Origin of the sequence: Kribbella orskensis (genome assembly GCF_004342085.1) — a bacterium.
In the GTDB taxonomy this organism is placed as follows: domain Bacteria; phylum Actinomycetota; class Actinomycetes; order Propionibacteriales; family Kribbellaceae; genus Kribbella; species Kribbella orskensis.
Genome location: NZ_SLWM01000013.1, coordinates 115273 through 126937 on the forward strand (window position 1 = coordinate 115273; position 11665 = coordinate 126937).

Annotated in this window: 9 protein-coding genes; 2 read left to right on the forward strand and 7 right to left on the reverse strand. The window is 68.9% G+C overall.

Annotation, left to right across the window (positions count from 1 at the left end; translation table 11 throughout):
- Nucleotides 1-2: 2 nt before the first annotated feature.
- Genes EV644_RS28905 through EV644_RS28915 form a run of 3 tightly spaced genes read right to left on the reverse strand, consistent with a single transcriptional unit; the run spans nucleotide 3 to nucleotide 3402 of the window.
- On the reverse strand, nucleotides 3-671 hold the full coding sequence (locus EV644_RS28905) for an MFS transporter (protein ID WP_132192117.1): 669 nt from the start codon (nucleotides 669-671) through the stop codon (nucleotides 3-5).
- Between the two features lie 15 nt (nucleotides 672-686).
- Nucleotides 687-1337, reverse strand: a complete 651-nt coding sequence (locus tag EV644_RS28910; RefSeq protein ID WP_132192118.1) for a response regulator transcription factor — start codon at nucleotides 1335-1337, stop codon at nucleotides 687-689.
- Complete coding sequence (locus EV644_RS28915; RefSeq protein WP_132192119.1) at nucleotides 1330-3402, reverse strand: sensor histidine kinase; 2073 nt, start codon at nucleotides 3400-3402, stop codon at nucleotides 1330-1332. The genes EV644_RS28910 and EV644_RS28915 overlap by 8 nt, the downstream gene beginning before the upstream one ends.
- 174 nt (nucleotides 3403-3576) lie before the next feature.
- Between EV644_RS28915 and EV644_RS28920 the strand changes: the two genes are divergently transcribed.
- A complete protein-coding gene (locus EV644_RS28920; protein ID WP_132192120.1) occupies nucleotides 3577-4260 on the forward strand; it encodes a hypothetical protein in 684 nt (227 codons plus the stop codon).
- A gap of 78 nt (nucleotides 4261-4338) precedes the next feature.
- Here EV644_RS28920 and EV644_RS28925 read toward each other — a convergent pair whose 3' ends face one another.
- Genes EV644_RS28925 through EV644_RS28940 form a run of 4 tightly spaced genes read right to left on the reverse strand, consistent with a single transcriptional unit; the run spans nucleotide 4339 to nucleotide 9532 of the window.
- Nucleotides 4339-6402 carry an ABC transporter ATP-binding protein gene (locus EV644_RS28925; RefSeq protein WP_370451484.1) on the reverse strand — a complete coding sequence of 688 codons (2064 nt, stop codon included), beginning with the start codon at nucleotides 6400-6402 and terminating at the stop codon, nucleotides 4339-4341.
- Entirely contained in the window at nucleotides 6399-8132 is a 1734-nt protein-coding gene (locus tag EV644_RS28930) for an ABC transporter ATP-binding protein (protein ID WP_132192121.1), read from the reverse strand. Before EV644_RS28930 ends, EV644_RS28925 begins: the two co-directional genes overlap by 4 nt.
- Complete coding sequence (locus tag EV644_RS28935) at nucleotides 8132-8734, reverse strand: TetR/AcrR family transcriptional regulator (RefSeq protein WP_241998941.1); 603 nt, start codon at nucleotides 8732-8734, stop codon at nucleotides 8132-8134. Before EV644_RS28935 ends, EV644_RS28930 begins: the two co-directional genes overlap by 1 nt.
- A 42-nt stretch (nucleotides 8735-8776) precedes the next feature.
- Nucleotides 8777-9532: a TetR/AcrR family transcriptional regulator gene (locus tag EV644_RS28940; protein ID WP_132192122.1), complete on the reverse strand. Its 756-nt coding sequence runs from the start codon at nucleotides 9530-9532 to the stop codon at nucleotides 8777-8779.
- Nucleotides 9533-9710: 178 nt separating this feature from the next.
- Here EV644_RS28940 and EV644_RS28945 point away from each other — a divergent pair, with 178 nt between their 5' ends.
- Complete coding sequence (locus EV644_RS28945; RefSeq protein ID WP_199240051.1) at nucleotides 9711-11597, forward strand: ABC transporter ATP-binding protein; 1887 nt, start codon at nucleotides 9711-9713, stop codon at nucleotides 11595-11597.
- Nucleotides 11598-11665: the final 68 nt, after the last annotated feature.

The following is an 11665-nucleotide window of genomic DNA, read 5'->3' on the forward strand; positions in this document are numbered from 1 at the left end:
GCCTAGCCGATGAACAAGCTCACGGCCCTTCGCTGGCGGGCATTGGAGCTTGCGTAGGCTGTGAGCCCGAGGCCGGCCAGAGTGACAGCCGCGGCGGCTAGGTAGATGGCGCGAGCGCCCAGACTGCCGCCGATGAACTGCCCACCGAGCCAGCCTGCCGCAGCAGCCGCCAACTGGTACGCCGAGGCGTTGACCGCGATCGCCAGTGTCGGGGCCGCTGTCGCGGTGGTGAGTACTCGCAGCTGCATTCCCGGGATCACCGAGAAACCAACTGCACCGACGACGAACACCAGCACAGCAGTGATCACGAGACTTCCACTGGCCACCCACATCAAGACCAGCGTGATCACGAGCAACGCAAGCAGGCCCAGCTGAGACTTCACCAGGACTCGGTCAGCCAGCCGACCCCCGACGAGATTGCCGACCGTCGCGCCGACGCCGTACACGAGCAGCAGGATCGTCACCGTGTCGGCGGCGAAGCCGGTCACCTCCGTCATCAGCGGCGCGAAGAACGTGAACACAGTCAGCAGACCGATGTTGGCCACCGCGGTGATGGCGATCGCGAGTTGCACCTCGCGATCGCGGAAGACCTTGAGCTCGGCCAGGGCGGACGTGCTCCCGGCCGACTGACGGCCGGGAACCAGGCGCAGGACGAGCAGCACGCCGACCACGCAGACGCCCGCGACCTAGCGGCCGAGGCCGGCGTCGCGGGCCCGGATGATGGCTTCGGCGCGGTCGGCGACGTGCAGTTTGGCGAAGATGTTCGAGACGTTGTTGCGGACGGTCTTGGGAGAGAGGAACAGTTCGGAAGCGATCTGGGCGTTCGAGCGACCGGCCGCGACGAGTGCGAGCACCTCCCGCTCCCGGCTGGTGAGCTGCGGGAACACGCTCTGCTCGGTCGCCACCGGCGCACCGGCGAAGAACTCCGCCACCCGCCGCGCCACCGCCGGCCCGAAGATCGCCTCGCCCTGGGCGACCGCGGTGATCGCGCGCACGATCTCCGCCTGGTTGGCGCCCTTCAGCAGATAACCGCGAGCCCCCGCCCGCATCGCGGCGAACAGCGTCTGGTCCTCCTCGGCCATCGTCAGCACGACGACACCGACGTGCGGGCTGTCGGCGGTGATCCGCCGCGTCGCCTCGATCCCGTCCAGCTCAGGCATCTGCACGTCCATCACCACAACGTCCGGTTGCAACTCCGCCGCCCGGCGGACGGCTTCGAGTCCGTCGGCGGCCGTCCCGACCACCTCGACGCCGTCGAGCGATCCCAGCAGGGCGGCCAGACCATCCCGATAGACCGGGTGGTCGTCGACCAGCATCACCCGCACCGCCTCAGACATGCGCGACCTCCGGTACCGCGTCGAGCGGCAACCGGACCCGTACGACGGTGCCGCCCTCCGCCGGACAGGTGACACTACAGACTCCCCCGAGCTCCGCGGCCCGTTCCCGCAGCGACAGCATCCCCACGCCGGCCACGACGTCCTCGCCGATCCCGACGCCATCGTCCGCCACCGTCACCTCCAGCGCGGGACCGTCCGCCAGCCGCAAGGTGATGTCGCACCGCGAAGCAGCCGCGTGCCGGGCCACATTGGTCAACGCCTCCGACGCGATCCTGTACGCCGCTACTTCCACGCCTGCAGGTAATGCTCCCGGCGAACCATCCACGGAGACCTGGAGACCGCCGAGGCGGAACCGCTCGGCCTGCTGCTCGATCGCCCGCACCAGTCCGAGCTCGTCCAGCGCAGGCGGCCGCAGGTCGTGCACGAGCCTCCGGACATCGGCCAGGGCGGCAGCCACCTCGGTGGTCGCCTGTTCGAGCATCGCGTCGGCCTTCTCGGGAGCAGACCCGGCCAAGTTGCGCGCGGTCTCGATTCGCAGTGCCACCGCACCGAGACTCGGTCCGAGGCTGTCGTGCAGGTCTCGCCTGATCCGGCGGCGCTCTTCCTCGCGAGCCGCCACCAGGCGACTCCGGCCGCGCTGCAGTTCGGTGGTCAGCTCACTCGCATGAGCCGCCGCGGCTGCCTGCCTGACCAGGTCACCCAGCAGCCGTTGGTCCCGCTCGGACAAGGCCGTTCCATCGCCTGGGCAGATCACCAGCCTGCCGACAGACGAACCCCGATAGCCGACTGGCAAGGAGATGGTCTGGCCAGACTGGCGGCCGTGCTCGACGATCGCCAACTGTCCGCTCGACCGCTCGATCTCCACCCGCACATAGGGCAGCCGGAACGCCTCGGCCAAGGTCCGAGCCACCGCGCGCAGTTGCTCGTCGGGATCGGCCGCCGACTCGAGCCTCTCGGCCAGCGCCGACACGGTCGCGTAGGGATCGTCCCGGGACCCGCGAACCAGCCGCCGTACCGCTCGCCACAGACGACTCCGCAGCGGCGCATAGATCACCGCGACGACGGCAATCGCGGCCAGCGCCGCGTCCCGCTCCCCCAGGACGCCACCCGCCACCGCGAACACGGCGAGATCCACCGCCACCACGAGGAGCGCCAGGACGCCGTACAGGAAGGTTGCTGAGAGCAACCGGTCGACGGCGTAGAGGCGGTGTTTGGTGACGGCGATGACGATCGCCGCCGAGGTGAGGGCGATGGCGAGGCCGAAGAGCACGTTCGAGACGACCGGCGGGTTCTCGAGCGGGATGAGGAGCACGAACATGTCCACCAGAGCGGCCCACATCAACCAGCGGATCTGTGCGCGGCGATCGGCCGACGCCGCGCGGTACCGGTGCACGGTGACCGCGAACGGGACGACCAGGCTCACGACCACCGCCGCATAGGCGACTGCCAGCACCGGCTGCCACACCTCGTACGGGAGGTTGATGCTGAACGGGTCCAGCGCGAGGCCGGTGATCTCCGGCGGCAGCGCGGCGTCGTGGTACCGCGTCATGACCTCCATCGGGACCACGATCAGCACCAGCGGCAGCAGAGCCGTCAGCGCCAGGCTCACCATCGACAGCCAACGCCAGAACCGCGCGGTCACCAGCCGGCCGTCCGGAAACAGCAGGATCAGCAGCGGCAGACCGAGTAGCAACACGGCGCCGAAGCGGGAGTAGAACCAGTACGCCGCTGCGGCGCCGGGCAGCCCGGGGTTCGTATAGATCGCGTACGCCGCCCAGCTGGACGCGAAGCCGTCCACGATCCACAGCAGGCCCGAGATCGTCAGGATCCAGGCAATCGGATGCCGGGGCAGTCTGTTGAGCAGGAGCAGGCCTGGGATCGTCTGGGCGAGTCCCGAGAGCACGGCGGCCCAGCCTGAGTCCAGCTCGGCGGCTGCCGGGACCCCGCCGCGGTTGCGCAGGTCCAGCACCACGGTCGCAGCAGAGATCAGCAGCGCGGCCGTCGCCAGCGCCACCGGAACCCACCCCGCGCGTGTGGACCAGCGCGGCTCCCCCACCTCGGTCACCGTTGCATTGTCACCCAGGTTCTGTCCCGTCGTCGCGGGTCAGTTGTCCCGGATCCGGACGGGACAACTTCGGGCGCTCACGGAGGACCAGCGGCCCTGCCGCCCGGGTCGCGCCGGCGCCGAGAGTTCTGGTCAGGGGGCACAGCGAGTGCTCCAGGGGAGGAAGGAACCGTCATGACCGAAACACCGGCGCGGGCCAGGACCGACGTCGACCTGACCGCCGGCCCGGAGGCAGGGTTCTCGAACGCAGCGCTCCCGGGATCCGGAGTACTGCGCTCCGGGGCGGCCGAGCTCACGAGGATCCGCCGGCTCGGGCTCGGGCTGACCGCCGGCACGCTGGCCTGGGCGGCGAGCATCTTCGCGTTCGCCACCGTGAACGAAGGCGTGCAGGAGCGGATCGGCGATCTGACCGGGCTCGCATTCCAGCTCGGGCTGTTCTGCCTGCTGGCGATCCAGTTCCGGACCAGGGCCACCGGGTTGTCGCGGCCGGCGGTCGCCATGCTCAAGGTCGAGGCCGTGGTCCTCGGACTGGCGAGCATCTGGTCGCTGCTGCACGGAGTACTGCCCGGGAGCCTGCAGGACGCCACCTGGCTGATGGTGCTCGACTTCTGCTGGCCGCTGTCGATGCTCGGGATGATGGTGATCGGCATCAAGCTCGCGATCACGGGACGCTGGCGGGGTCTGCTGCGCTGGTGGCCGCTGGTCGCCGAGAGCTGGGTGTTCGTCACGATCCCCGCGATGGTGATCTTCGGCGACGCCGCGAGCCGGTGGGTCGGCGGCGGCCACCTGCTGATCGGGTACGCCACGCTCGGCGTCCTGCTCGCCCTCAAGCCGGAGCTCGTCACGCCGAAGGACTGAGAGACAAGACCGGGCTCGGAGCACAGAGGATGAAAGAGGGGGCGCCACCAGGTCTGGTGGCGCCCTCTCTCCGTCGGGTCAGGCCGGGGTCGTGACGCTTTCCTCCTCGTCGACGCCGGTGAGGGCGCCGCTGAACTGGGCGTTGTAGAGGCGCGCGTAGGCGCCGTCGACGGCCAGCAACTGCTGGTGGTTGCCCTGCTCCACGATCGAGCCGTTCTCCATCACCAGGATCAGGTCCGCGTCGCGGATCGTGGACAGCCGGTGCGCGATCACGAAGCTGGTCCGGTCCGACCGCAGCGCCGCCATCGCCCGCTGCACCAGGACCTCGGTCCGGGTGTCGACGGAGCTGGTCGCCTCGTCGAGGATCAGCAGTTGCGGATCGGCCAGGAACGCCCGGGCGATGGTGAGCAACTGCTTCTCACCGGCGCTGACGTTGCTGCCCTCCTCGTCGATCACCGTGTCGTAACCGTCCGGCAGGCTGTGCACGAACCGGTCCACGTACGTCGCCTTCGCCGCCGCGAGCATGTCCTCTTCGGTCGCCTTCAGGTTCCCGTACATGAGGTTGTCGCGGATGGTGCCGCCGAACAGCCAGGTGTCCTGCAGCACCATGCCGATCCGGGCACGCAGGTCGTGCCGGGTCAGCTCGGTGATATCGACGCCGTCGAGCGTGATCCGGCCGCCCTTCAGCTCGTAGAACCGCATGATCAGGTTGACCAGGGTGGTCTTACCGGCCCCGGTCGGGCCGACGATCGCGACCGTCTGACCTGGTTCGGCGACCAGGCTCAGGTCGGTGATCAGCGGCCTGTCGTCGGTGTAGGAGAACGACACGTGCTCGAACTCCACCCGGCCGCGCGACTCCAGCACCTTCGCCGGCGTCGCGTCGTCCGGCACCTGCTCCTTGGCGTCCAGTACTTCGAACACCCGCTCGGCCGAAGCGACCCCGGACTGCAGCAGGTTCGCCATCGACGCCACCTGGGTGAGCGGCTGGGTGAACTGGCGGGAGTACTGGATGAAGGCCTGCACGTCACCCAGCGACATCGTGCCGGAGGCGACCCGCAGACCGCCGACCACCGCGATCACCACGTAGTTCAGGTTCCCGATGAACATCATCGACGGCATGATCAGCCCGGAGATGAACTGCGCGCCGAAGGATGCCTGGTAGAGCTCCTCGTTCTTCTTCGCGAAGCTCTCCTCGATCTCCTTCTGCCGGCCGAACACCTTGACCAGCTCGTGGCCGGTGAAGGCCTCCTCGATCTGGCCGTTCAGCGCGCCGGTGTGCCGCCACTGGGCGACGAACCGGGTCTGCGAGCGCTTGGCGATCGCCGCCGTCAGCACCATCGAGATCGGGATGGTGACGAGCGCGATCAGCGCCAGCAGCGGCGAGACCACGAACATCATGGTGACCACCCCGATCACCGTCAGCAGGGACGTCAGCAACTGGCTGAGCGTCTGCTGCAGGCTGGTCGAGATGTTGTCGATGTCGTTGGTGACCCGGCTGAGCAGCTCACCGCGCGGCGCACCGTCGAAGTAGCTCAGCGGGAGCCGGTTGAGCTTGTCCTCGACCTCGGAGCGCAGCTCGAACACGGTCCGCTGGACGACGCCGTTGAGGATGTAACCCTGCATCCAGGACAGGAAGAACGAGCCTACGTAGAGGGCCAGGACCAGCATCAGGACGTTGCGCAGGGCATCGAAGTCGATGCCGACACCCGGGATCAGGTCGATCCCGCCGAGCAGGTCGGCGAGCCGGCCGTTGCCGGCCGCGCGGGTCTGCTCGATCACCTGCTCCTTGCTCACGCCGCTCGGCAGCCGCTTGCCGACGGCGCCGGCGAAGATGATGTCGGTGGCGCGGCCGAGGATCTTCGGGCCGAGCACCGCCAGCGAGACGCTGCCGATCGCCAGCAGGATCACCGCGCCGACGTGCACCCGGTGCGGCCGCAACCGGCGCAGCAGCCGCTTCGCCGACGGCGCGAAGTTCATCGACTTGTCCCCGGGAATCCCTCCAGGCGGGCCGAACGAACGCCCGGTCGTCGGCCGCTCGGTGGCCTTCACCGTCGCCGCTCCCTCACCACCTTCGGCGGGCGCCGCGGCCTGGCCGTTGACCGAGACCGCACCGGCGGTCGGCGTCCGCTTCTCGTCGCTCATGCTGCTTCCTCCGCGGACCGCTGGGACTCGACGATCTCGACGTACGTCGGACAGGTCTCGAGTAGTTCGTCATGGGTGCCGTTGCCGACGATCGCGCCGTCCTCGACCACCACGATCTGGTCGGCGTCGATGATCGTCGACACCCGCTGCGCAACGATCACCACACACGCGTCCGCCGTCACCGGAGCGAGCGCGGCCCGCAGCCTGGCGTCGGTGGACAGGTCGAGCGCCGAGAACGAGTCGTCGAACAGGTAGATCTCGGGCTTGCGCACCAGCGCCCGGGCGATCGCCAGCCGCTGCCGCTGACCACCCGACACGTTCGTGCCGCCCTGCGAGATCGGCGCGTTCAGCCCCTCGGCCATGGCCTGGACGAAGTCGCGGCCCTGCGCGATCTCCAGCGCCTCCCACAACTCGTCGTCGGTGGCGTCGGGGTTGCCGTAGCGCAGGTTGCTCGCGACCGTGCCGGAGAACAGGTACGGCCGCTGCGGGACCAGGCCGATCCGCTCCCACAGGGCGTCCGGCTCGATGTCGCGGACGTCGACGCCGTCCACCAGCACCCGGCCCTCGGTAGCGTCGAACAACCTCGGCACCAGCGACAGCAGCGTGGTCTTACCCGCGCCGGTACTGCCGATGATCGCGGTCGTCCTGCCTGGGGACGCGGCGAAGCTGATGTCCCGGAGTACGGGCTCGGCGGCACCGGGGTACTGGAAGCCGGCGTGCTCGAACACGAGTTCGCCGCGGCCGACGAAGTTCTTGATCGGAGTGACCGGCGGACGCACCGAGGACTCGGTACCGAGCACCTCGGTGATCCGGTCCGCGCAGACCGTGGCCCGCGGCACCATGATCATCACGAAGGTCGCCATCATCACCGAGAACAGGATCTGGATCAGGTAGCTGATGAAGGCGGTCAGCGCGCCGACCTCCATCGCCCCGCTCTCCACCCGGGAGGCGCCGAACCAGAGCACCGCCACGGTGGACATGTTCAGGATCAGCATCACCACCGGGAACACCAGCGCCATCAGCCGGCCGGCCCGGATCGCGGTGTCGGTGACGTTCGTGTTCGCCTCGGCGAACCGCTCCACCTCGTGCGGCTCGCGGACGAAGGCCCGGACCACCCGGATGCCGGTGATCTGCTCGCGCAGGACCCGGTTGACCGAGTCGAAGTTCACCTGCATCTTGCGGAACTGCGGCACCATCCGGCTGGCGATCAGGCCGATCGATGCCGCCAGCAACGGTACGGCGACCGCCACCAGCCAGGACAGCCCGATGTCCTCGCGGACCGCCATGAAGATGCCGCCGACCATGGTGATCGGGGCGGCGACCAGCATGGTGCAGGTCGTCACCACCAGCATCTGGACCTGGGTCACGTCGTTGGTGCTGCGCGAGATCAGCGTCGGCGCGCCGAACTGGTTGACCTCACGGGCGGAGAACTCGCCGACCCGGTGGAACACCGCGGCCCGAACGTCGCGGCCGAACAGAGCCGCGGTCTTGGCGCCGAAGTACACCGCGGCGATGGTGCAGACGATCTGCACCACGCTGACGCCGAGCATCCAGCCACCGGTGCGGACGATGTAGGCGGTGTCGCCCTGGGCCACACCGTTGTCGATGATGTCCGCGTTCAGGCTTGGCAGGTAGAGGGAGGCGATCGTCCCGATCAGTTGCAGGACGACGACCATGGACAGGTTGCCGGCGTACGGACGCAGGTGCGTACGCAACAGGCGAAGTAGCATCAGTGGTCCCCAGGTTCATGGATGCGGACGCCGTCGAGCGCGAAGTCGACGATCTCCTCGGCGGTCAGCGGCCGACCGTCCGAGATCATTGGGTGGGTGGCGGAGAAGGTGATCAGCCGCACTCGGCGGACCACCTCCTCAGGTGGCAGGCGCAGCAGCTTCTCGTCCGGGCGGATCAGGGCGACGAAGGCCTCGGTACTGCGCTGCTCGTCGGCCTTGCGGCGCGCCTCCTCCTCCGGATCGGACTTCCACTCCGGCGGGCGTTGCAGCCGGAGCGCGATGAACAGTCTGAAGACCCGGGCCAGCCGGATCTGGGTCGCCTCGATGGCGGCGATCATCCGCTCACGCAGCGGCAGCGTCGTGTCGATCGACTCGAGCGCCTTGATCAGCGGGCTGGGCTCGAACGCGGTCCTGATCGCGGCATCGATCAGGGCCTCCTTGTTGCCGAAAGCGCGGAAGATCGTGCCTTCGGCCACCCCCGCCGCCTCGGCGATCTGCCGGGTGCTCACGTCCCGGCCGTACTGCTCCAGCAACGGCAGCGTCGCGGCGACCAGCGCGGCGCGCCGTTCGTCGGGTGGCAGAGGTGTCGCTCGTGGGCTCACCTGATCGAGGTTAACTGAGTGAGTACTCACTCACAACTGCGTTCACCGGCTCCGCAGCAGCGCGGCGATTCCGTCGAGCACCCGGGCGAGGCCGAACTCGAAGCTGTGCTCGGAGTCGTACGGCGCGTCGAACTCCTGGCCGACGGTGGACCCGACCCGGGAGGCGAGCGGGAACTTCGCGGCGTCGCCGATCTTCTCCAGCAGCGGCTCATGTGCCAGCCACCACTGCTTGTCGGTGATCCCGGACCGCTGGATCACCTGGGCGGCCTCGACCGCGCTCCGCACCGCGCCGTGGACGTAGCCGTTCACCAAGGCGATGGCGGCGTCCATCTCCACATCGGTCAGGCCGATCCCCTCGATCGACCTGAGCTCGTACTCGTACTTCGCCATCAGGTTCGGGCCGAGCGGCGGCCGGCTGGTGGCGACCTGGAGGAGCCACGGGTGGTTCAGGTAGAGCCGGCGGTTCTCCCGGGCGACCTCGTCCAGCCTGGCCCGCCAGTCGCCGTCCACCTCGCGCCGGGGAAGTTCGCCGTACACGGTGTCGAGCATGACGTCGATCAGTTCGCCCTTGCCCGGGACGTACCGGTAGAGGGTCATCGCGCCGACCCCCAGCTCGTCGGCGACCCGGCGCATCGACATCGCCGCGAGTCCTTCGGCGTCGGCGAGCTTCAGCGCCGCCTCGACGATCGCGTCGACCGTGAGGGCCGGTTTCGGTCCGCGCGTTGGGCGCGGCTGCAGTCCCCAGAGCAGCTCCAGGCTCTTGGCGGGGTCACCGCTGCCGCTGTACTCCTGATTCATGTGCGCGATTCTCCCGGATTGGCTACACTCGACGGCTTACCCCGTACAGCGTACTCAGTAAAGGCGTGAGCTTGACCTCTAGCACCGTTGAGGTTCTACGTTCGGAAAGTGTCGGTGGTCCGCGGGACCATCGCTCTACGTTGGCCAACCTAGCTGGAGTGTCGCCGTGAGTATGGAAATGACCGCGTGGACGTCGATGTACCACGCGATGCACGCCCAGGACGAGAAGCGTCCGTTCTCCCGCGCGGCGCTGAAACGCATCCTCGCCTTCGCCAGGCCGCACAAGCGCTACCTGATCGCGTTCCTGGTGCTCAGCGTCGTCGGCGCCGCCCTGGCGGTGGCCACGCCGGTGCTGGCCGGCCAGGTGGTGAACGCGATCGTCGCCGGTGACGACTTCAGCCTGGTGCTGCGGCTGGCGATCCTGATCGCCCTGATCGCGGTGGCGGAGGCGGGGCTGGGCCTGATCACTCGCTGGCTGTCGTCCAGCATCGGTGAAGGGCTCATCCTCGATCTGCGCACGGCCGTGTTCGACCACATCCAGAAGATGCCGATCGCCTTCTTCACCCGGACCCGGACCGGCGCGCTGGTCTCCCGGCTGAACAACGACGTGATCGGCGCCCAACGGGCCTTCAGCGACACGTTGTCCGGCGTCGTCAGCAACCTGGTCATGCTGGTGCTGACTCTCGTCGTGATGCTGGGCGTGTCCTGGCAGATCACCTTGCTGGCGCTGGTCCTCCTGCCGGTGTTCGTGATCCCGGCGCGGCGGATCGGCAACCGGCTGGCCGGCCTCCAGCGTGAGGCCGCCGACTACAACGCCACCATGAGCACGCAGATGACCGAGCGGTTCTCGGCGCCGGGCGCGACGCTGGTGAAGCTGTTCGGACGGCCCGCGCGCGAGTCGAGCGAGTTCGCCGTACGGGCTCGCCGGGTGCGCGACATCGGCGTGCGGACCGCGATGGTGCAGTGGGTCTTCGTCACCTCGCTGACCCTGGTCTCGGCGCTGGCGCTCGCCGTTGTCTACGGCCTCGGTGGCTTCTACGCGCTGCGCGACCAGCTCGACGCGGGTGCCGTGGTGTCGATGGCGCTGCTGCTGACCCGGCTCTACTCCCCCCTGACCGCACTGGCGAGTGCGCGGCTCGAGGTGATGACCGCGCTGGTCAGCTTCGAGCGCGTCTTCGAGGTGCTCGACCTGGAGCCGCTGATCAAGGACAAGCCGGACGCGGAGACGGTGCCGGCCGGTCCGGTGTCGGTCGAGTTCTCGAACGTCCGGTTCGCCTACCCGTCGGCGGACAAGGTGTCGCTGGCGTCGCTGGAGGAGGTCGCGAAGCTCGACACCCGTGGCGGGGTCGAGGTGCTGCACGACGTTTCGTTCCGCGCGGAGGCCGGGCAGATGGTCGCCCTCGTCGGTTCGTCCGGGGCCGGGAAGTCGACCATCGCGCAGTTGATCCCCCGCCTGTACGACGTGGACTCGGGCGCGGTGCGGCTCGCCGGGATCGATGTGCGGGACCTGTCGGCGGAGTCGCTGCGGGCGACGCTCGGCATGGTCACTCAGGACGGACATCTCTTCCACGACTCGATCCGGGAGAACCTGCTGCTCGCGCGGCCGGAGGCCAGCGAGCAGGATCTGTGGGAAGCGCTCACTCGGGCCCGGCTGGCTGACCTGATCCGGTCGTTGCCCGATCAACTGGAGACGGTCGTGGGTGAGCGCGGGTACCGCCTGTCGGGTGGTGAGCGGCAGCGGCTGACGATCGCGCGGCTGCTGCTGGCTCAGCCGCGCGTGGTGATCCTGGACGAGGCGACCGCCTCGCTGGACTCGACGTCGGAGGCGGCAGTGCAGGCTGCTCTGGGTGAGGCGCTGGCGGGGCGGACGGCCGTGGTGATCGCACACCGGCTCTCGACGATCCGCGCCGCCGACCAGATCCTCGTGATCGAGGACGGCCGCATCGTCGAGCAGGGCACCCACACCGAACTCCTCGCCGCCGCGGGGCGCTACGAGGAGCTCCACCGCACCCAGTTCGAGCAGAAGGACAAGGGCGAGGTCGCGGTCGCGGTCGCGGCACCTTGATCCGCACGTGTAAGTAGTAGTGGCTGACGTATGAGGTGAAGGGGCTGGGGAACGCAGGCCGAGGTGGC

Excerpts from the sequence above, each read along its gene's own strand:
- EV644_RS28910 (WP_132192118.1), bottom strand. The coding sequence starts at position 1,337 with ATGTCTGAGGCGGTGCGGGTGATGCTGGTCGACGACCACCCGGTCTAT.
- EV644_RS28920 (WP_132192120.1), top strand. The coding sequence starts at position 3,577 with ATGACCGAAACACCGGCGCGGGCCAGGACCGACGTCGACCTGACCGCC.
- EV644_RS28925 (WP_370451484.1), bottom strand. The coding sequence starts at position 6,402 with ATGAGCGACGAGAAGCGGACGCCGACCGCCGGTGCGGTCTCGGTCAAC.
- EV644_RS28930 (WP_132192121.1), bottom strand. The coding sequence starts at position 8,132 with ATGCTACTTCGCCTGTTGCGTACGCACCTGCGTCCGTACGCCGGCAAC.
- EV644_RS28940 (WP_132192122.1), bottom strand. The coding sequence starts at position 9,532 with ATGAATCAGGAGTACAGCGGCAGCGGTGACCCCGCCAAGAGCCTGGAG.
- EV644_RS28945 (WP_199240051.1), top strand. The coding sequence starts at position 9,711 with ATGACCGCGTGGACGTCGATGTACCACGCGATGCACGCCCAGGACGAG.